Raw genomic sequence first — 20,279 nt, 5'->3', positions numbered from 1 at the left:
ATTAGAAGTTACAAAACGTAACCCTTTACTTTCATGCAAACCGATATACCCGGTGTTTTTACTGAATATATAATACTGGTAGGTGCTATACTGGTACTTATTATGCTGGCGCAGAAACTTCGCATAGCCTATCCGATAGTATTGGTTATTGGTGGCCTCGTTTTAAGTTTTCTGCCGGCCATGCCAGCCATACGCATTCAACCGGAAATGATCTTTATTATTTTTCTGCCGCCGCTGTTGTATGAAGCGGCATGGTATACTTCATGGAAGGAATTTTGGAGGTGGAGGAGAGTTATCGGCAGCTTTGCTTTTCTGGTGGTAATCGTAACATCTTTTGTGGTTGCGTTGGTGTCCAGCTCTGTAATTCCCGGATTTACTATGGCGCTTGGGTTTTTATTGGGCGGCATTATATCGCCACCCGATGCGGTGAGCGCTTCTGCCATTCTCAAGTATGTAAAAGTACCCAGGCGGATGTCGTCTATATTAGAGGGCGAAAGTTTACTGAATGATGCATCCAGCCTTGTGGTGTTCCGCTTCGCGTTAATCGCCGTGGATACAGGTAGATTTGTCTTTCACGAAGCTGCACTCGATTTTGTCCTGGTTATTGTAATAGGTATAGCAATAGGATTAGCCATTGGTATGGTATATTTCATTATTCACAAATGGCTGCCAACCGATTCTAACATCGATATCGTGCTCACACTATCGGCTCCGTATGTGATGTATCTTACAGCAGAGCACTTTCATTTCTCCGGTGTACTCGCTGTAGTTAGTGGCGGGTTGTTCCTTTCGGCCAGAAGCCATTTATTTTTGAGCCACCGAAGCCGGCTTCGGGGTAGCACAGTATGGGCGGCTGTGAGTTTTATTTTTAACGGACTGGTATTTATGCTCATTGGCCTTGAGCTGCCGGAAGTAGTTCATCAACTAGGTTCAGTTAGCCTGTCGGAAGCGATAGGATATGGTTTGTTAATCTCAGTCGTGCTGATGATAACACGTATAGGCTGTACGTTGTTTGCGGCTTACTTTACGATTTTTATTAGTCGCTACATTACCACAGCCGATAACCGGCCGGGCTTGCGGGCTCCTTTTGTAATAGGCTGGGCAGGTATGCGGGGTGTGGTGTCGCTGGCGGCGGCACTGTCGGTGCCTATATACCTTTCTGATGGTACGGCTTTCCCTCAGCGCAATATGATCCTGTTCATCACATTTACCGTTATCCTGTTTACACTGATTATACAAGGCCTTACGCTACCGCTGGTAATCCGCTGGATGAAACTGGAAGACCCTGATCAACTCCTGCCGGAAGAACTACAAAGCCAGAAGATTCTTGAGAAACTGACCGCTCATAGTCTGAGATTCCTGGAAGAAAACCACAAACAGGTGCTGGCTCAAAGTATACCGTTGCAGCAATTGAAAGCTCGCCTGGAAAACGATCTGGAAGATATCCGCGCCTCCGTTGATCATAAAGAATTCCCGGAAGTTTACCTGCAGATGCTGGAGCAGCAACGCACGTTACTTCATGAGCTTAATAAGGATACATCTCTGGAGGAAGAAGTGATCAGGAAATATCACGGTATGCTGGATATAGAAGAAGAAAAAATACGTGTTAAATACAACAAGTAACAGGTTGCATATTGCTCACCATAACGATCAAGGTATAACGGCCAATGCTTCAAGCTTCCGGATCAGGATTGCTTTGTCTGCTTCCGATTTCGCGAACGAAAGTGCCTGCTCAAAGTGAACCTTCGCTTTTGCGCGATCAACAGAAGCATACAGCTCGCCCAGCAGTGTGAAGTATAAATGATTGGAATCGAGTTTTAATTTTTCTGCTTCACGAATGGCTTCTTCAATGCTGTTGGCTTTTGAGAGTGCGTATGTTCTGTTTAATGCTGCTAACGGTGAGTACTCCAGCTGTAATAGTTGATTGTGAAGTTGCAGTATATTTTCCCATTTTTCAACACTGTCATCTTTGTGTGTATGCCAGTAAGCGATGGCAGCTTCCAGGTGATATTTGGAGAGACGTGTGCCGCGCGCGGCCTGGTTCAAATATATACCTCCTTTAACAATGAGTTCCTGGTTCCAGAGGCTTGCATCCTGGTCTGCATAAAGAATAAGCTCTCCATTCTGGTCGGTGCGCGCATCAAAGCGTGAAGCATGAAAACACATGAGTGCAAGCAATGCGTTGGCTTCTGGTATATTGGTAGCCGAATGCTCTACCAGCATATAGTTGAGTCGCATGGCTTCAACACACAGATCTCTGCGTATAACAGCATTCTGCAGGGAGGGATGATAGCCTTCGTTGAAGAGCAAGTATAGTGTTTTAAGCACAGCATCAAGTCGCTCCTGTATTTCGGAAGGTGAGGGCATCTCCATTTTTATCTGCTCTTCACGAAGCTTTTCTTTGGCGCGAAACAGTCGCTTGTTGATCGTTTCTTTATTGGTGAGGAAAGCATCGGCAATTTCATCAATGCCAAAGCCGCAGAGAATACGAAGCGACAGCCCGATCTGCGATTCTATAGGAATGCTGGGATGGCAGATAGCAAACATCATCTGCAACTGACTATCCTGTATATTCTGTTCGGAAAGATCAATTTCCACTTCATCACCAACCGGCAACCCGGATGTTATTTGTGGCGCCACCTTTTTGGCGAAAATGGACTCTCTATGCAAGTGATTCTTTGCCTTGTTTTTTGCAACGGTATATAGCCATGCAGTTGGATTTTGAGGAATACCTTTTTGTCCCCACGATTCTGCCGCAAGCAAGAACGTTTCACTCACTATATCTTCCGCTACTTCGGTATGCTCCAGGCCAAAAACTTTTACCAGCACAGAAACAATCTTGCTGAACTCCATCCGGAATAAGTGAGGTATAAGTTCGCCGTTCTCCATAGAAAGATAAATGCCTCTGCAAGGTACAGAGGCATTTTAGATTTTTAGTCCATTAAAATGATTGGGCGCACTTCCACAGAGCCTCCCACAGTGAGGATTGGGCAACCTTTGGCAAGTTCGATCGCATCTTCCAATGTATCGGTCTTTACGATGCTATAGCCGCCAATGGCTTCTTTCAGTTCTACATAGGGCCCGTTGGTAACTACATTATTCGGCTTTACTACAGAGCCGCTGTGTTCAAGGCGATTGCCGCGTGCCGAAAGCTTGTTTTGAGCAGCAATGCTGCCAATCCAGTCTTGCCACGGCTTGGTGATTTGCTGCAATTGTTCTGGCGATAACTGGTTGCCGCTTGCAGACTCTCTGCGGAATACTAATAAGAACTCTTTCATTTGTTGAGAATTTTAAGTTGAACATAATTGACTTTCAACTCCAAGACAAATGGTTTTCGGGGGATTGGACGGAAGCGAGATAATTTTTTAAATAAAAAAGAGACTACTAAAGTCTCTTGAAGTTTCTTTTTGCAAGGAAAAAATGATCCTATTTGATCAAACCTGCCTTTTTTAAATTTCTCCGGGCCCGTTCAATTTTATCTTTAAAAGGAGCAATCTCTCCCTTCTCTAACTTTTGGACGAAGTCTTGTAACTGCCCCAATTTTTCGTTAGTCAGTTTATTTTTCTTATTCTGCTTTGCTAGTGTAGCCATTTTAGATACTGTTAGCATTTTAAAGTTACAATTTTCTCTTCGAAACTAAAAGGTATTCAAATGACAATCCATCCCTGAAAGACGCAATTCCCCCATTTGAACCCCCTTTTATTTCGTAAAGAGGTTCGATTTGTTTCCAATGCCTCGTTATAATTTTCCTATATATTTCAGCTCGTTGCTTGTTGCTTCCTTCGATATGTACCATTGCATTAGGTGAGTGATCAAAGAAAATTGATAGTGTTGATATAACTGTATAAAATGTAGTCACCGCGTCTCCATTATTACTCTGAACTTTGTCATCTATACGAAAATTGCCAGATTCATTATCGTATATCATATCGCCAAATCCCCAATTATAATATCGTTGCCCGCCTTTTTCGATGGGTGAGAATACTACAAGTTTAGGGATCACTTCTTTTCCTTGACTAAGAAAAATAAAGAATAATTCGTCTCTTTCGGCTATATAACCATCATTCAGAAACGGGTAAGTATTTTCAATCATTCACAAACAACTTTCATGTTTGGATATATACAGATATCCAATAATTATATATAGGTTCCCAATATAGATGTTTTACTTACTTGGTGCCAAAAAATCTCTCACATCTCTATTTAATGCTCTTGCAATTTCATACAACATTTCAGAATAATTGCAAGAGATAAGCAGAAACAATACCTGGCGTCAATAAAAAAGCCAGCGGTTGCCGGCTCTCTTTGCAAATACTACAATAACACTTTCTACGCATGGGCGCTGTTGGCAGCCAGCGCAGGATCGTGTTTATATTTGAACATAAATGGAAATACAATTCCCAATATCAATGTATACCCCGCGAAAGCGAACCATATACTCTGCCAGTCGCGAACGCCTTCCGTTGTAAAATAATCTACAACCCATCCGCTAAGCATACCTCCCAGAAAAGCACCCAGACCATTAGTCATAAACATAAACAGTCCTTGCGCACTTGAAAGAATGGAGTTGTCGGCTTCATTTTTTACAAAAAGAGAACCGGAAATATTGAAGAAGTCGAATGCCATTCCGTATATGATCATGGAGAGCACCAGCAGTATAAATCCATCTCCCGGGTTTCCTATACCAAACAATCCGAAGCGCAGCACCCAGGCGAAAATACTTATAAGCATTACTCTCTTTATGCCGAAGCGTTGTAGGAAGAAAGGTATAGTAAGAATGAACAGTGTTTCCGAAATCTGTGAGATAGACATCAGTATACTGGGATGTTTCACTGCAAATGAATCCGGGTAACTGGCACTGAAGTCGTGGATAAAAGCTTCGCCAAATGTATTGGTAATCTGCAATGCTGCTCCCAGAAACATAGCGAAGAAGAAAAAGATCGCTGTTCTTGGTTTGGTAAAAAGTATAAAAGCGTCCAGCCCCAGCGTTGAGAGTAGTGACTTGCTTTTTTGGGCACGCGTTGGTGGGCAGGCAGGTAATGTAAAAGCATATAGCCCCAGCACTACGCCGGCTGTTGCACTTACATAAAGCTGAATCGGGCTCAACGACCATTTGCCAAGATCAATTACCCACATGGCAACCACAAACCCTACGGTTCCCCACACGCGAATGGGCGGAAAGAATTTTACAATGTCTATACCTTCCTTCTGCAACACAGCATACGATACCGAATTGTTGAGCGCAATGGTGGGCATGTAAAACATGGAGTTCACCAGCATGGCAATATACATGGCGCTATAATCTGTGATCTGCGCTGCGTAGTATAAAGCGGCTGCACCAACGAGGTGGCAAATTCCTAAAAGGCGCTCGGCATTTACCCATCGGTCGGCAACAATGCCCATAATGGTGGGCATAAATAAAGAGGCAATTCCCATAGTGGCGTAAATGCTGCCTACTTCTTTTCCGGAAAATTTGAGCGTAACGATCATATAACCGCCCATGGAGATCAGCCAGGCACCCCAGACAAAAAACTCCAGGAAATTCATGAGGATAAGACGGTTCTTAATATTCATCAAGGTTCGGGTTCGGGTAGAAATTCTTAATTATCAGGTTTTTGAAGTCGCCAATATAAAGGCATTTTATTCAAAAATTAAGAATTTTTAGTATCTGTGTGAAGAATATATAGATCAGAAACGGCTATTGTTGTTGCTATTGCTTTATATCAAACGGTTCCATGGATTTTTTAATTACTTCCGCAATGATTTGACCGGCAGGCGTAATCGAAAATATTTTTTTTTGAACAGGATCAGCCCTGATTCTGAAACGGGAAAAAGCGATTCGGTTTAATAAGTTTTCAGTGAATATATGCACGGACTAATGCGCGACTGCCGCTATTGATCGCCATGAGTTTTTCTGTTGATGGATAGATAATTCATTTTGTCGCGATCAACCCTATAGAATGTCGTTAACCACCAACTCCGGGTTGAATTTCTTGTCATAAGTTTGTCATGTAAACAACGTAATCATCACAATAAACAATAGCATTATGGAAACCACAGAAAAAATCGAAATCACCGTTGAAACAGTCGTGAAGGCACCTGTTGAAAAAGTATGGGCAACCTGGAGTGAACCGCAACACATCACAAAATGGTGCCAGGCATCAGACGATTGGCATGTGCCGTATGCGGATAACGATTTGCGTACGGATGGTAAATTCAGAACTACCATGGCTGCTAAAGATGGCAGCATGAGCTTTGACTTTGACGGTGTATATACCAACGTTGAAAAACACAAAGTGATTGAATATGCCATTGCTGATGGTCGCAAAGTAAAAGTGGTTTTTACGCCTGACGGAAATGAAACGAAAGTAACAGAGACTTTCGAAGCAGAAGGTGTCAATCCGATCGAAATGCAACGTGGAGGCTGGCAGGCTATATTGGATAATTTCAGAAAGTATACCGAAGCTAACTAAGCACTTACTGGCCCACATGTATTGTTTGTGAGCAGGAGAGAAGGCCGAAAGGTAGCTTTCTCTCACTCGCCCTTCGTAACGTATGGATACACCACTTTAGTAAGCTCGATGCTTTATTAGTAAAAAACAGAATCAACTAAAAAGTCAAACGATGACGTCCAAGAATCAAATTAAAATTGTTGCCGAACCTGGCAAACAAGAGCTCTATATCTACCGCGAATTTGATGCTCCGCGCGAAGCCGTATACCGTGCCTTTGTTGAGCCCGATCTGGTGGTGCAATGGCTCGGGCCCCTGAATATGGAAATGCGCATTGATAAATACGACATACGAACCGGTGGTTCTTACAGGTATATCCATGCTGATGGAAAAGGCAATGAATATGCTTTTAATGGCGTAGTGCATGAAGCCATCGCTCCCGAGCGTGTGATACAAACTTTTGAATTTGAAGGATTGCCTGAACGCGGGCATGTAAGCCTGGATACTGCGTTGTTTGAGGTGCTTCCGAATAACCGCACACGGCTGGTGATGCACTCTGTGTTTCGTTCGCTGATGGCGCGCGATGGTATGATCATGTCTGGAATGGAAAGAGGATTAAGTGAAGGCTTTGCCCGCCTCGATGAACTGCTGACCGTCAAAGTGTCGTAAAACTTAATAGCTCATTTACTAAACTATATATTTACCCTGATTTATATGACAAAGGAATTTTGGATCAACCTTCCGGTAAAAGATGTAAAGAAGTCGAAAGAATTTTTTACGAAACTTGGTTTCTCATTTAACCCACATGCAGGCGGTGGTGAAAACTCGGCCTGTTTGCTGATGGGTAATGAAAATATAGTAGTGATGCTCTTTGAAGAACCAACATTCAAGAGCTTTACGAACCATGCGATTACCGATACAAAACAATCGACAGAAGTGTTGTTGTCTTTTGATGCGGAGAGTCGCTCTGAAGTAGATGCTATAGCCGCCAAAGTAAAAGCTGCCGGCGGCGCAGTTGTGAATGGCCCTGGCGACAGCCAGGGATGGATGTACGGTATGGTCTTCTCCGACCTCGATGGCCATTGCTGGAACGTGCTGTATATGGACATATCTAAAATGCCAAAAGCATAGTAAGTATTAGTACGCCTTTCTCCTATTCCCCGAGAAATCAACTATATAAACCTCTTTTGTATTTTCCGGTATGGCAATTATCCTGGATGATTGCGATAGATATCCTGAGCCATAATAGAGTTCCTGCTTGCGGGTTGTGCCATTATGGAAGATAATTTCAGCGTAAGCATCGTGAGGTTTTGCTCTCAGAATGGTTGCGTTTTTTGTTGTATTTCGTTCGAACACGCGAAGGCTGTCACGGTTCATAGTGCTGATCCATAAACGATTGTTGTGCGAGCCGGCCAGCTCAATCAATCCTTTGGCATCTTTGTCTATAAAGAAATTGCTTTGTGTTACCGGTATATTTTTGAAAGTGCTGTTGCCGTTGCCGAGCATGCAGGTTCCAATGCCGGCATCGTAATATCCTGTTAGCGGATCGGCTGCGTATGAATTGCCAACGGCGAGCACGTCCATATAGCTGTCGTTATTTATATCCGTAGTAATAATGCCGAATATAGGCGATAACTGTGCAGCTACAGGAAGTGGTGATATTTTGAATTTTCCCTTGCCTACATTTTCCATATACGAGGATGCCATTTGGTTACTCTGATAGATAATGGCGTCTTTCAATGTTTCAGACGGAAAGATATCGGCAAAAGTTTTGCTGCCATACAAACTATACTTTCGAAGTGTCTTCTTTAAGCCGGCCATCTGGTCAGTCATGGTTTCGCGCGGGTATACCGGGTATTCCTTGTGTTGGATATAGCGAGTGACGAAAGGATCAAATGATCCGGTGTTGTCGAAATCTTTTGCGTAAATGCACACGGGTTCGGATGTGGAAGCCTGGTATATAGAATTTAATCCCAGGTTTCCGCAGATATAGTCGGTATCACCATCGTTATCAAAGTCGCTGCCGGTTATGCTATTCCACCATCCTGGTTGGCCTGCATAAGCAGTAGTGAACTTCTTTCCCTGCTCATTGTGAAACAACGATATAGGCATCCATTCGCCTACCATGGCGAGGTCTATCCAGCCATCATTATCAAAATCAGTCCAAAGAGCGGAAGTGACCATCCCTATATTTTGAAGTGATGGCGCTAAAGATGCTGTAGCGTCTGTAAAATGCCCTTTGCCATCATTTTGTAAAATATAGCTTCTTGGTGACTGCGGATATTCCAATGGGCGCACGCGTCCTCCCACGAACAGATCAAGGTCGCCATCACGGTCGTAATCGCCTGCAATAACACAACTTCCGCTGCTTTCTACAGGTGGCAGGGAAGCCGTATCGATTGTGAATCCATTGCCGGTATTGCGATAAAGCCGGTGTTGATAGCGTGAACCACTTTTGCCAAATTCCGAGCTTCCGCTTACGGCATATAGGTCCATGTCACTGTCATGGTCTGCATCAAAGAGAAGCAAACCCATATCCTCCTGATCTTTTTCAATCGCTGCTATAGCTGAAAAGGTGCCATCTTTTTGTTGAAGGAATGCCCGTGTTGGTTTATGAGCCGCACCACCTACCAGGAAGTCGTCCAACCCATCATTATTGATATCACCTGCTGCTATACCGGGACCGTCCTGTGAATATTTGCGTGGTAATGTAGCGGTTGATTTAAAATCTATATAGTCATCTTCCGTGTGTTTATAGCGAATACTATATTTTGCAGATACTTCATTAAAAAGTGTATTCCGTTGCGCCAATAAGGGTGTTGTTTTTTGTGCATCTTTTTCGAAGAGTGTTATGGTTTGATCGGCCTTTACCTTGTAGACCTCCTGTGCGTAGCCTCCCGGCCAGATAATTTTTAGCGTATCGATCATTGTGTTACTTCCCAGACCAAAGTGAATAAAAGGTTCTACGCTGGACTGATATCCTCGATGAACCTGGTGCTCCCGATATTGTTTTTTACCACGCGTACGGATCTCTACTTTGGTTCCCAGTCCATTCAGATTTCCGCGATGTCCCTGTAATTTTATCCGCAGATAGTGACCGGTTTTATTTTCATCGTTGGTAATTGTATTCTGATATACAAAAGCCTTATCGTTAATGTTATTCGTGACAAGGTCAAGGTCGCCATCGTTATCGAAGTCTGCATACGCTGCACCATTTGAATACGATGGCTGATTCATTCCCCATGCCGCGGCCTGATCTGTAAAGGTAAGATCACCGTTATTTCGAAATATACCATTAGGCTTCTTTACGCCTTCCAGCCCACTCAATACCTGTATGGCTTTCTGAAGACGCGCTTCGTCTGTGCCAAACATGGAGGATTCGCTGCTGTAGGCAACAAAGTCCAGGTCCGTAATGTCTTTTTTGTATCCGTTGGTGATAAATATATCCTGCCATCCATCGTTGTCATAATCGGCAATGAGTGCGCTCCAGCTCCAATCGGTAGCATATATACCAGCCAGGTATCCGATGTCACTAAATGTACCGTTGCCGTTGTTAAGTTGTAATACATTGCGCACATATTGTGGTTGATAATTCATCTGCAGGTTCTTCATAAAGCGGTCGTAACCGATAGAAGAGAACATGGTTTTTTGACGAAGGTTGTCTTCCGGCATCATATCAACGGCCACAATGTCGTTCAGGCCATCGTTGTTAATGTCACCGGCATCTACGCCCATGCCATTGTATTCCTGATGCTTGAGGTATTTGCTGACCTGATTCGTAAACGTTGAGTCGCGGTTATTAATATACAGATGATCGTTGGACAGAAAATCGTTCGCAGTATATACATCCGGAAAGCCATCATCATTAAAATCATTCACTACAATGCCGAGTCCCCAGCCTTCTGCCAGTACACCGGCTTTACCCGACACTTCGCTGAAGACGGGTATATTATCGCTACCTGTTCCCTCATTGCGAAAGAGCTTGTCAACGCTTTTGCCCTTTCCATTGCTTTGCTGGCCAATAGGCGTGTTGCGCGTATATAACTCCAGCGCATTGGTAAGTAAATACATATCCAGGTCTCCATCCAGATCATAGTCAAGAAATGCAGCTTGTGTTGAATAGCTTCTGTCGGCTAATCCTGCTCTTTCAGCAACTTCTTCAAAAACCGGAATGCCATTTTCGCCAATGCCTCTGTTCAGAAAAAGCAAATTTGGCGATGATTTATCTGCATGCGGATTAATGGTAGCGATGTAGATGTCTAACAGAGAATCTTGATTGATGTCGATTACGGATACGCCTGTACACCAAAACTTTGTCTGCACATGTGCATCTTCGGTTGCATCCTTAAAATGAAATTCACCTTGATTCAGATATAGCCGGCTGCTAACCATATTGCCGGCAAAGAACACATCCATGAGCCCGTCATTGTTGAAATCGCCAATGCCTACGCCTCCTCCGTTGTATATATATTCAAATCGCAACGCGTTCATGGTGTCTGATTCAGTCAGTACATTGCTAAAATCTATACCGGTACGTGATGCATCCAGCAGATGGAATTGTGTTTTGCTTTGGCTACATCCTGTAAACAGTGCAAGCAGGCCGAAAAAACTACATATATAGTGACGCATGAGGCGATAGCAGTTTATGAGTTGGTTGACTTATCCTTAAATTATATAATCCGGCACATATTTCATCGTGCGCTAAACATTTCATAGAGGATTCGAAAGAAAAAAGCCGGCCCTGTATTATCAGCGGCCGGCATACAATATAGTTATGCTAACAGTCTAATACCCGGGGTTTTGGTCGGTCTGATCAATCTTGTCGTTATTGTCTATTTCAGATTGTGGAAGAGGTAACAGTTCGTACTTGTTCGGTGCAAAGTATGACAGGGGATCGGTAGTAAATTTCCCTGCTTTTCTCCAGCGGAGTATATCAAAATTACGTACTTCCTCACCTGCCAGCTCCACCATACGCTCGTGCATGATCGCTTTCATGATTTCATCCTTTGTTCCTGTGGGATAATCCGCTGTAGGATATAGTGGCATATCAACACTCGGACGTGCACGGGTTTTATTCAGATAGGTAATGGCTTGTGCCGGTGTGCCAATTTCATTCTCTACTTCTGCTGCCATCAAGTATACATCTGCATAGCGGAACATACGGTAGTTGATGCCGATCTGGTCGTAAAATCCGCCTGGGTCAAGTTTATACATGATGGAGTATTTCTTCCAGCTTATCTTTTGCGCTACTCCTTTAAAGATAGAACCATCCCCGCGTTGATCTCCTGCTGTGAGTATTTTAGGAGAAGAAGGGTTTCCATAAGTATCACCTGTAAAGTAAAAATTGAATTTCAGACGTGGATCATCATCTTCAAATTCTGCCAGTAGTTTATTGGAAGGAATCAGGTTTCGCCAGCCAATAGCAGAATATTCCTGCGAGCGTATCCACGAGTCGTTAGGGCCGCTGGTATTTCCATCGGCATCCCAGTTATAGTTTCCGTTGGATGTATACGATACTTCCCAGATCGATTCTTTGTTGTACTCGGTTTCCTCGCGGAAGTTATCAAAGTAGTCGTCCATCAGTGGATTGCCTCCGCTTACGCTTTCCCCATAGTCTATAACACTTTCCAGTAAAGGTTTTGCGTTGGTATAGTCAAGGTTTAACAGGTATGTTTTTGCCAGTAAAGTTTGCGCAGCAATACGGCTTGCCCTGCCGAGATCATTACCGGAATAAGACTGCGGCAAATCGCTTTGTATGGCGATAAGCTCAGACACTATAAAGTTATAAATGTCTGCCGCGGGTGATTTGGGTTTTGTATCGTTGATTGTTTCGGCATATTGTGTATAGAGCGGCACCCCTCCCCAGAATTGATATAATTGGAAGTATGCCCATGCACGCAGAAAGCGCGCCTCGGCGATATAGCGTTTCTTTAGTGTCTCGTCCATGGCTATATCAGCGCCTTTTACGATTACACCGTTGGCCCGGTGAATGAGGCGGTATAGCTCCGTCCACACGCTGGTAAGTATAGGGTTTGATGGATTGTGTGATCCTATCAATATCTGGTTACGCGGTGTTTCCAGTTGACCGCCTCCGCTGGCCATTTCATCAGAGCGAAGGTCGTTGAGGAAGAACCACTCGCGCGAAACGAGATTGGTGCTTTGCAAAATAGAATACACACCGGTGAGTGCAGTAGATAATTCTGCTGCTGTTTTATAGTATGTATCTACCGTAAAATTGTTCGGCGTTTTTCTGTTCAGGTCGCTTTCACTGCAGGAATTTGCAAGAAAGCTCATGATGATTGTCAGATATACTATATTTCTTTTCATAAGACTTATTTTTTTGCGGCTGGTTGCCAGCCGCTAGCTTGGGTGGTGTGGAAATAGAATGAAGTACAAATCATTTCTGATTTTTTAAAAACCTATTTGGAGACCAGCCATAAGTGTTCTTGCCGAAGGATATTGACCGTAATCAACACCGTTGGTTAGCAAAGGCGTGGCATTGTTGTTGGTACGTGTACCTACTTCGGGATCGTAGCCGGTATATTTGGTGATGGTTACCAGGTTTTGCGCCGATATGTAGATGCGTATTTTGTTGAGCGATCCGTTGGTGAGCGATTGCAGTGTTGTGGTCGGGATTGTATATCCGATACTGATGTTTTTGATGCGCATATACGATCCGCTTTCAATGAAGCGATCAGATGTACGGGAATTCTGATTGGGATCGCCACTGATGGCACGAGGTATATCTGTGTTGGTGTTATCTGGGCGCCATGCATTCAGCACAGCTTTATCTGCACCGAACAAACGCAGCATACCTTGTGAAAGCACCTTGGTACCGTTATATATCTTGTTGCCCTGCACACCTTGCAGGAACATTGAGAAGTCGAAATTTTTATAGTCAACCGAGATGTTCACGCCATAGTTGAAGTTTGGTATATAGCTGCCCAGGTATGTTCTGTCGCTTGCATTGATTACACCATCTCCGTTGATATCCTTAAACCGTATATCACCGGGAGCTGCTTTGTCCTGGTAAGCGGTAGTGGAGTTTCCATCCAATGCATTGGCTGCATTGATCTCTTCCTGGCTCTGAAATATACCATCCGTCTTCCAGCCATAGAATCCCTGTATAGAATGGCCTCCTTCTGTTTTGGTGATGTCAAACCCGCCGAAGTCTGCATTGTTGCCGGCAAAGATCGTTGACGAAGGATTATCGAGGTGAAGCACTTTGTTGCGTGTCATCCCTATATTGCCAGACACAGTATAGTGAAAGTCTCCTGTACGCTTTGCATAGGTTGCCTGGAACTCAAGCCCGCGGTTACGCATAGAACCAATGTTGGCAGGATAAGTTTGCGTATAGCCCAGTGATGGTGCCAGTGGCACTGCGAGAATGAGGTTATCAACCTGCCGGTTATAGGCTTCTATGGAGAATGTTACGCGGTTGTCGAGTACCCCTATATCAAGTCCTATATTTGTCATTTTCGTAATCTCCCATTCGAGATTGTAGTTCGGTAGCCGGTCGAAGAAACTTCCTGTTACACCCGGACTGATATTGTTAAACGGATAGCCTGTGTTAAGGCCGATAGTGGATACCCAGTCGTATGGACCTATACCGCTAAACCCGATTGATCCGTAGCTTGCACGAACTTTAAGTTCTGAAATAGTAGGTACGGATTTCATGAATGACTCTTCGCTGATGCGCCAGCCCACGGAAACTCCGGGGAAGTTTCCCCATTTTTTGCCTGGCGCAAAAGCAGAATATCCGTCCCTGCGGAATGATACGCTCAACAGATATTTACTGGCGTATTCATAATTAACACGAGCCAGGTAGGAGTATAGCGTGCGTTCATTACGAAAGCCATCATTAATGGTGGCATTAGTAGCACCACGCAATTGATTGATAGCGTTGCTGGATTGGTTGGCGCTGATGTTCAATCCATCATCATTAAAATTCTGGCGCTCCGCTACTGCGATGGCGTTTAGATAATGTTTACCGAATGTTTTATCAAAGGTTAACTGATTTGAGAATATAGGCGAGTAACTGCTGCCGCGGTTGTCTGTGAGCTGATGATTATTTCTTCCGCTAAAGCCATCGTTATATATAGGCAGGTCGGTGCGAATACGCGTTACGGCGTAATTTACGCCAGCGGTAAAGCGATACTTCAATGCATCAAAGATTGAGACATCGAGATATGCATTGCCAAATACACTGGTAACATAGGTTTTGTTCAGATCCTGCACGGCGATACGAACAGGATTTTCAGGGTCAGCACCGTCATTGTTGTCCGGTGCACGATAACCACCCAACTTGGTAGGATCCATCACCGGTATATAGGGCACCTGGTGGATGATGTGTTGTATCTGTGTGCGGCCACCGCTCTGATTTTCTCCGCGGGTAGCACTGGATGACAGACTCAGGTTTTGTCCGAAAGTAAAGCGCTTACTTAATTTGAACTCCGTGTTGAGACGATAATTATAACGCTCGAAGTTTGTGCCGAGCATAATACCATCCTGTTTAAAGTATCCCGCAGAGGTATACAGTTTCAGGTTTTCATTGCCGGTTGAAAGCGTTACCTGCGACTGAGTGATGGGGGACGTTCGAAACATTTCATCCTGCCAGTCAGTGTCGGTCTGTGCATAAGTTTGTGTAGCGCCGGCATAGATTGGTTCATTCAGATTTACAAGATGTGCCGGTAGTGTTCCTCCGGAATTGGTAATAAGTTGTGTTCCATATCGCACATACTCATCGCGGTTCAAGAGGTCAAGTTTTTTCCACGGACTTTGTACGCCATAGTAGGAATCAATTGTAACATGCGGTTTGTTATCCCTCGATCCTTTTTTGGTTGTGATCAGTATAACACCGTTGGCAGCGCGCGATCCATATATAGCGGCCGCGGCTGCATCTTTCAGTACTTCGACAGACTCTATATCTTTTGTATCAAAGTTACTCAAATTGGTTGCTGAAGGAATGCCGTCAATAACATAAAGAGGATCGGCACTATAGGATATAGAGCCTACACCCCGTATGCGAACGATCGGCGCAGTGCCCGGGCTTCCATTATTCACGACTGAAACACCGGCCACGCGGCCTTGTATAGCGGCTGCTACATCCGGTACGGGTAGTGCCGCCACATCTTGTGATGATACACTGGCTACGGCTCCGGTTACAGAGTATCGTTTTTGTGTTCCATATCCCACCACTACAACTTCTGCGAGCTGCTTTACGTCAGGTGCGAGGCTTACATTTATCTCAGTACGATTGCCAACCGTAATTTCCTGCTGTATGTAGCCAATGAAACTTATTACCAGGACTGTATTTTGGTCGGGCACCATCAATGAATATTTACCTTCAGTATCGGTGGTGGTGCCTACAGAACTTCCTTTAATCAATACATTTACACCGGGTAGCGGCTCGCCCGCATCATCTGTTATTGTACCGGTTATTGCTATATCCTGGATGACATCGGAAACAGTGTTCCATTCATCAGCCGACATAAATTCGCCATATAGTGTGGGCAGTAATTCCCCCGCGCTTACTTCAGCATCATGTGTTCGCTTTTGTGCCTGCCTCGGCAAAATAGAGTATGTATGCCTGTTGATTTTTTTGAATTGCAAGCCAGCGGATCCGAGTACATAATTGAGGATGCTTTCAATTTTTTCATTGTAATTGATTTGCGCCGCTACTTCTTTTCCTTCCAGGGTAGAAGGTTCATATACAAATGATACATGAAAGTGATGCCGGACTTCATCCAGTATTTCCAGCAACGGGCGTGTTTCTTTACGTTGGGCTTCAGGTTCCAAAACTTCGGCATTGGCGAAAATAGGAGCCTGCGCAACAGCTGCGTAGAGTGGGCTGCACAGCAGTAGCAAAAGACAGAGTGACAAACGATCGCAGAATTTGTACTGTATACTCATATCATATAGGGTTTGGTTGATGTAATTCCTGGTATAGACTTCTTATAGAGTTTCGTTTTGTTGAGAAAGTGTTACGTTCTGTCCGTTACGTGTTACCGTGAGATTGAATGTTTCGCTAATAGCTTTCAGTATATCTTCTGCGGTGGCAGAGGATATTTCTCCGGAAAGCTTTCTGTTTTTTAATTCTTCTTGTTGAAAGGCAATATGCAGACCGTAGGCTTCTTCCAGTATTTCCGCAATATCCCCGAGCGATGTTTCATCGAACAGCAATTTATTTTTCAGCCATGCAATATGATTGGCCTGCTGCACCGGGCGCATGCTAAAACTATCGTTGTGTACGGTGGCCAGTTCTCCCGGATGTAAATAGTATGATGCGTGCGCGTTGGTTTTATCAGCAAGGTCAAGTTTTACTTTTCCCTCCGCCAGCATCACTTCTATTTTTTGGGAGCGAGCTTTGACGTTGAATTTCGTGCCGAGCACTTCAACGTTGAGTTGCCGCGCAGCATGAACAATAAACTTCTGATGATTTTTGGTATGCTGCACAGAGAAAAATCCTTCACCTTCAATCCATACTTCACGTGTGTTTTCTTCATTCCATCCTTTTGCATAGCGCACACAGGAGTTTCCATTAAGTATTACGGTGGACCGATCGGGTAGCACCACCGTAAGTTTTTCTCCAAACCCGGTTTTATACTCTATTGTATTTGAATGATAGAGCCATAGAAATGAAACTATTACAATAATGGAGATGGAGGCTGCAACCTTATATAATAGAGAAGGATAAAGTGATCGCACACTTTTCTTTTCCTGCCATTGCAGTTGGCTTTTGATGTTTGCGAAGAGCTCTTCTTTAATAGTCTGTTTTTCCTTTGACGAGAGGCTATCCGTGAAACTGCTGTCAGCCGAAGCTTTTTCCCAAAATTCTTCCAACAGCGCTTTTTCATAAGATGTTGCCGTACCCGCCCGAAGTTTTTCGAGCAGTTGTGCGATTTGTTCCTGGTTCATCCGCAATAATTTTTCAGGAAGACGGTTGTCGCATTCGCACTCCCTAAATCGATTGCAACTTTTTATTAAATAAATTTTTATCTAATTTCATTGCTTCCTCAGCCAAACCCTATGGTTCCTAAGAAGACCTCTATATTGACGGAAAAGGATTTTGAAAAAATCTACGATGCCTATTGGAGCAAGCTCTATAATCTCTGCTATTGCTACTTTAAAGACCGTAGTATATGCCAGGAGGTTGTGCAGGATGTTTTTGTGAAATTATGGTTGCGAAGAGATAAACTACCGGTAATAGAAGATTTGAATGCATATTTATACCGGGCACTCAAAAACAAAATTTACGACCAGTTCGACAAAATATCGTGCCAGCAGAAATTGAAAAAAAGTGCTGCTTCGCAATTAAAAGTTGAAACGCATTGTACAGAAGAGCAACTGGAATACGAAGAGGCATTGAGTTTGATTAATTCTGAAATAGAAAAACTGCCCGATACTACCAAGGCGATCTTCCGGTTGAGCCGATTCGACCGTTACACGAATGATGAAATAGCCAAACGCCTTCATGTGTCTTCTAAAGCCGTAGAGTATCATATAACCAGCGCTTTGAAGCACCTGCGCATCCATGTTGGTGATCTGATTATCCTGTTAATTTTTTTATCGCCCCCTCGGTAATTATATTTTTCTCCCGTAGACCCGATGGCTTTTAAAACCAATCAATACAGCGAATGCTATATCCTGTAAAGGCCTGCGGTGTGATATTATTATAGGACAGATGTATAGCTTTGAAAAATTGACCATTTCACAGCGGAAGGATGAAACCTCTTGTAGACAAGAAATATAAATTAGAGAGATTTCCTGGTAAAGGCGGGTGGACATACGCACGCATTCCTCAACTATTGCAAGACAAGACAAAACCTTTTGGCTGGGTAAAGGTGAAAGGAACTATAGATGGATATACTATAGAGAAATGCAGCCTGATGCCGATGGGAAAGGGAAAATTATTTTTACCTGTAAAAGCGGAAATAAGGAAGGCAATCAAAAAGAAAGAAGGCGATTATGTTCATGTTATACTTTATCCGGATAAAGACCCGCTGAAAGTTCCGGAGGAAATGATGTTGTGTTTGCAGGATGAACCAGAGGCGCTTGCATTTTTTAATGCTCTTTCCGAGAGCGAGCGCAGGTACTATGTCAATTATATATACGCCGCCCGGAAGATAGATACACGTGTGGATCGCATGACGAAAACTATAAACAAACTGCTGCGGGGCCTGAAGCCACATCAGCGCGAACCGGAATAGGAGAAATTTATTTCTTTCGAAAGGAAAGACCCTTCTCTGCCAACGCTTTTTTTAATTTGGCGATGCCGCCCGGTCCCATGCCGTGTAATTCAAGCACTTCTTTTTCACTTAGCCAGGAAAGCTGCTCCAGCCTTTTTATACCGACACGTTGCAAGGCACGCTTCGCAGGTGCAGCCAGTAAATCGAGAAAGCTGTTGGCAGTATTCATAAGACAAACATATCACAAGTAAATGAAAATGCACCTGACGCAATGTCTGGTGCATGTAAATTTATTGTTGCACGGGGTTCAGGAAGCCTGGGCTATTATACTTTTTTGTGTACCCCGTATTAATATAGCTGCAGCAGCTGCGCCGGTAAGCGCCATCAGTATACCGATCCATTCCGGAGAAGTATAAGAGTATCCCATCGTTAATGGAAGCCCTCCAAGAAAAGCACCCAGCGCATTGCCTATGTTAAAGCATGCCTGCGACACAGCAGCAGCGAACATTTCGGCACCACGTGCTGTCTGGATCATGAGCATCTGTATGGGGGCTGCCAACGAGAAAGATAATGCACCGGTTAAAAACGTCATCATTAATGATATGCTTTTGTATTCGGAAAAGAATGATACCAGCATAAGCGAAACCACCATGCACAACAATAAGGCAAAAGAAGTTTTAGCGGGAGAATACCGATCCGCCAGCCATCCGCCTAACAGATTGCCTGCAAGCATACCCAGGCCAGCCAGTGAAAGTATATATGGCACCTGATCAGGCGTAAAGCCGGATACATTTGTGAGCAACGGCGCTATATAGCTGATCCAGCAAAATAATCCGCCCGTACCTATAGCGGTAATGATGATAATCAGCCAGGCGTCAGTGCGTTTAAAGAATGAAAGTTGGTCAGCTATGTTTGACTTGTTGTTGTTCTCCAATTTTGGCATCCACAGTTGAAGACAAAGTAATGTTATCAATCCGATGATGGCTATCAGCAGGAATGAATACCGCCAGCTGTAATTATGCCCAAGATAGGTGCCCAGAGGAACTCCCATGAGGTTTGCAATAGTCAACCCGGCAAACATGATCGATACTGCCTGTGCTTCTTTTCCTTTATCGGCCAGGCGACTGGCCACTACTGCACCTACACCGAAGAACGCTCCATGTGGAAGTCCGGACAATAAGCGCAGAAAGAATAAAGGTATATATCCGGGAGCGAGACTGGAGAGCCCGTTGAAACCGGTGAACAGGATCATCAGAACAATCAATATTTTTTTAGGAGGATAGTTTCCGGCGATAAACACCAGCAAAGGGGCGCCAATTACAACGCCGAGGGCATACGCCGAAATGAGATACCCCGCCACGGGAATAGAGACGTCCAGGTTATTGGAGATATCGGGTAATAGTCCCATCATCACAAATTCGGTGGTGCCAATGCCCAAACCTCCCAGAAGTAGTGCAAACAGACTTTTTTTCATACTATATTTAATGTGGTTCTTTTCAGATCAAACACAGTGTAGCCACCGCGTTGCTTATCGATCTAACAAAAAAATTCGACACGAAGATCAACATGTTTTCTGAAATACCGGAAATTCTTTTTGAATAACGGAAGCCAAACGATTGCACGCTATGCGAATACCGATTG

The 20,279-nt window shown here is 44.0% G+C and carries 17 protein-coding genes; 6 read left to right on the top strand and 11 right to left on the bottom strand.

Going from position 1 to position 20,279, the window contains the following annotated elements:
- Window positions 1-33 precede the first annotated feature (33 nt).
- On the top strand, window positions 34-1,623 hold the full coding sequence (locus V7Q33_RS02970) for a Na+/H+ antiporter (protein ID WP_331982943.1): 1,590 nt from the start codon (window positions 34-36) through the stop codon (window positions 1,621-1,623).
- Window positions 1,624-1,650: 27 nt separating this feature from the next.
- On the opposite strand, the gene V7Q33_RS02965 is transcribed toward V7Q33_RS02970, so the two are convergent.
- From V7Q33_RS02965 to V7Q33_RS02945, 5 genes are all read right to left on the bottom strand, one after another.
- The gene (locus V7Q33_RS02965; protein WP_333818849.1) at window positions 1,651-2,889 is read right to left on the bottom strand and encodes an RNA polymerase sigma factor; all 1,239 of its coding nucleotides are present in this window, start codon (window positions 2,887-2,889) and stop codon (window positions 1,651-1,653) included.
- 44 nt (window positions 2,890-2,933) lie between these two features.
- Entirely contained in the window at window positions 2,934-3,278 is a 345-nt protein-coding gene (locus V7Q33_RS02960; RefSeq protein ID WP_333818848.1) for a YciI family protein, read from the bottom strand.
- Window positions 3,279-3,426: 148 nt separating this feature from the next.
- The gene (locus V7Q33_RS02955) at window positions 3,427-3,591 is read right to left on the bottom strand and encodes a hypothetical protein (RefSeq protein WP_331982937.1); all 165 of its coding nucleotides are present in this window, start codon (window positions 3,589-3,591) and stop codon (window positions 3,427-3,429) included.
- A 25-nt stretch (window positions 3,592-3,616) separates the two neighbouring features.
- A complete protein-coding gene (locus V7Q33_RS02950) occupies window positions 3,617-4,093 on the bottom strand; it encodes a DUF6934 family protein (protein WP_331982935.1) in 477 nt (158 codons plus the stop codon).
- Window positions 4,094-4,329: 236 nt separating this feature from the next.
- Complete coding sequence (locus tag V7Q33_RS02945) at window positions 4,330-5,574, bottom strand: nucleoside permease (RefSeq protein WP_331982933.1); 1,245 nt, start codon at window positions 5,572-5,574, stop codon at window positions 4,330-4,332.
- Window positions 5,575-6,047: 473 nt separating this feature from the next.
- Here V7Q33_RS02945 and V7Q33_RS02940 point away from each other — a divergent pair, with 473 nt between their 5' ends.
- From V7Q33_RS02940 to V7Q33_RS02930, 3 genes are all read left to right on the top strand, one after another.
- On the top strand, window positions 6,048-6,473 hold the full coding sequence (locus tag V7Q33_RS02940; RefSeq protein ID WP_331982931.1) for an SRPBCC family protein: 426 nt from the start codon (window positions 6,048-6,050) through the stop codon (window positions 6,471-6,473).
- A 151-nt stretch (window positions 6,474-6,624) separates the two neighbouring features.
- Window positions 6,625-7,119, top strand: coding sequence for an SRPBCC family protein (locus V7Q33_RS02935; RefSeq protein ID WP_333818847.1), 495 nt, complete (start codon window positions 6,625-6,627; stop codon window positions 7,117-7,119).
- Window positions 7,120-7,164: 45 nt separating this feature from the next.
- Window positions 7,165-7,581, top strand: a complete 417-nt coding sequence (locus V7Q33_RS02930; RefSeq protein WP_333818846.1) for a VOC family protein — start codon at window positions 7,165-7,167, stop codon at window positions 7,579-7,581.
- A 6-nt stretch (window positions 7,582-7,587) separates the two neighbouring features.
- On the opposite strand, the gene V7Q33_RS02925 is transcribed toward V7Q33_RS02930, so the two are convergent.
- The 4 genes from V7Q33_RS02925 to V7Q33_RS02910 all read right to left on the bottom strand — a co-directional run bounded on the left by V7Q33_RS02925 (window position 7,588) and on the right by V7Q33_RS02910 (window position 17,367).
- Complete coding sequence (locus V7Q33_RS02925; protein ID WP_333818845.1) at window positions 7,588-11,079, bottom strand: VCBS repeat-containing protein; 3,492 nt, start codon at window positions 11,077-11,079, stop codon at window positions 7,588-7,590.
- A 156-nt stretch (window positions 11,080-11,235) separates the two neighbouring features.
- Entirely contained in the window at window positions 11,236-12,777 is a 1,542-nt protein-coding gene (locus V7Q33_RS02920; protein ID WP_331983312.1) for a RagB/SusD family nutrient uptake outer membrane protein, read from the bottom strand.
- 84 nt (window positions 12,778-12,861) lie between these two features.
- Window positions 12,862-16,362, bottom strand: a complete 3,501-nt coding sequence (locus V7Q33_RS02915; RefSeq protein ID WP_333818844.1) for a SusC/RagA family TonB-linked outer membrane protein — start codon at window positions 16,360-16,362, stop codon at window positions 12,862-12,864.
- Between the two features lie 42 nt (window positions 16,363-16,404).
- The gene (locus tag V7Q33_RS02910) at window positions 16,405-17,367 is read right to left on the bottom strand and encodes a FecR family protein (protein ID WP_333818843.1); all 963 of its coding nucleotides are present in this window, start codon (window positions 17,365-17,367) and stop codon (window positions 16,405-16,407) included.
- Between the two features lie 111 nt (window positions 17,368-17,478).
- Between V7Q33_RS02910 and V7Q33_RS02905 the strand changes: the two genes are divergently transcribed.
- Both V7Q33_RS02905 and V7Q33_RS02900 read left to right on the top strand, forming a co-directional pair.
- Window positions 17,479-18,033 (top strand): RNA polymerase sigma-70 factor, encoded by a 555-nt coding sequence (locus tag V7Q33_RS02905; RefSeq protein WP_331983318.1) that lies wholly within the window; start codon window positions 17,479-17,481, stop codon window positions 18,031-18,033.
- Window positions 18,034-18,173: 140 nt separating this feature from the next.
- Window positions 18,174-18,659: a YdeI/OmpD-associated family protein gene (locus V7Q33_RS02900; RefSeq protein WP_333818841.1), complete on the top strand. Its 486-nt coding sequence runs from the start codon at window positions 18,174-18,176 to the stop codon at window positions 18,657-18,659.
- 7 nt (window positions 18,660-18,666) lie between these two features.
- Here V7Q33_RS02900 and V7Q33_RS02895 read toward each other — a convergent pair whose 3' ends face one another.
- Complete coding sequence (locus V7Q33_RS02895; protein ID WP_333818840.1) at window positions 18,667-18,867, bottom strand: hypothetical protein; 201 nt, start codon at window positions 18,865-18,867, stop codon at window positions 18,667-18,669.
- Between the two features lie 78 nt (window positions 18,868-18,945).
- Complete coding sequence (locus V7Q33_RS02890) at window positions 18,946-20,112, bottom strand: MFS transporter (RefSeq protein WP_331983322.1); 1,167 nt, start codon at window positions 20,110-20,112, stop codon at window positions 18,946-18,948.
- Window positions 20,113-20,279: the final 167 nt, after the last annotated feature.

Origin of the sequence: Ohtaekwangia sp. (genome assembly GCF_036786105.1) — a bacterium.
Taxonomy (GTDB): domain Bacteria; phylum Bacteroidota; class Bacteroidia; order Cytophagales; family Cyclobacteriaceae; genus Ohtaekwangia.
The sequence above is the reverse complement of the archived record's forward strand: the minus strand, read 5'-3'. Positions and strand labels throughout refer to the sequence as shown.

What these genes read in the sequence shown, in the direction of transcription:
- V7Q33_RS02935 (WP_333818847.1), top strand. Translation starts at nt 6,625, where the DNA reads ATGACGTCCAAGAATCAAATTAAAATTGTTGCCGAACCTGGCAAACAA.
- V7Q33_RS02965 (WP_333818849.1), bottom strand. Translation starts at nt 2,889, where the DNA reads ATGGAGAACGGCGAACTTATACCTCACTTATTCCGGATGGAGTTCAGC.
- V7Q33_RS02895 (WP_333818840.1), bottom strand. Translation starts at nt 18,867, where the DNA reads ATGAATACTGCCAACAGCTTTCTCGATTTACTGGCTGCACCTGCGAAG.
- V7Q33_RS02910 (WP_333818843.1), bottom strand. Translation starts at nt 17,367, where the DNA reads ATGAACCAGGAACAAATCGCACAACTGCTCGAAAAACTTCGGGCGGGT.
- V7Q33_RS02920 (WP_331983312.1), bottom strand. Translation starts at nt 12,777, where the DNA reads ATGAAAAGAAATATAGTATATCTGACAATCATCATGAGCTTTCTTGCA.
- V7Q33_RS02955 (WP_331982937.1), bottom strand. Translation starts at nt 3,591, where the DNA reads ATGGCTACACTAGCAAAGCAGAATAAGAAAAATAAACTGACTAACGAA.
- V7Q33_RS02890 (WP_331983322.1), bottom strand. Translation starts at nt 20,112, where the DNA reads ATGAAAAAAAGTCTGTTTGCACTACTTCTGGGAGGTTTGGGCATTGGC.
- V7Q33_RS02930 (WP_333818846.1), top strand. Translation starts at nt 7,165, where the DNA reads ATGACAAAGGAATTTTGGATCAACCTTCCGGTAAAAGATGTAAAGAAG.
- V7Q33_RS02945 (WP_331982933.1), bottom strand. Translation starts at nt 5,574, where the DNA reads ATGAATATTAAGAACCGTCTTATCCTCATGAATTTCCTGGAGTTTTTT.
- V7Q33_RS02915 (WP_333818844.1), bottom strand. Translation starts at nt 16,362, where the DNA reads ATGAGTATACAGTACAAATTCTGCGATCGTTTGTCACTCTGTCTTTTG.
- V7Q33_RS02905 (WP_331983318.1), top strand. Translation starts at nt 17,479, where the DNA reads ATGGTTCCTAAGAAGACCTCTATATTGACGGAAAAGGATTTTGAAAAA.
- V7Q33_RS02960 (WP_333818848.1), bottom strand. Translation starts at nt 3,278, where the DNA reads ATGAAAGAGTTCTTATTAGTATTCCGCAGAGAGTCTGCAAGCGGCAAC.
- V7Q33_RS02940 (WP_331982931.1), top strand. Translation starts at nt 6,048, where the DNA reads ATGGAAACCACAGAAAAAATCGAAATCACCGTTGAAACAGTCGTGAAG.
- V7Q33_RS02950 (WP_331982935.1), bottom strand. Translation starts at nt 4,093, where the DNA reads ATGATTGAAAATACTTACCCGTTTCTGAATGATGGTTATATAGCCGAA.
- V7Q33_RS02925 (WP_333818845.1), bottom strand. Translation starts at nt 11,079, where the DNA reads ATGCGTCACTATATATGTAGTTTTTTCGGCCTGCTTGCACTGTTTACA.
- V7Q33_RS02970 (WP_331982943.1), top strand. Translation starts at nt 34, where the DNA reads ATGCAAACCGATATACCCGGTGTTTTTACTGAATATATAATACTGGTA.
- V7Q33_RS02900 (WP_333818841.1), top strand. Translation starts at nt 18,174, where the DNA reads ATGAAACCTCTTGTAGACAAGAAATATAAATTAGAGAGATTTCCTGGT.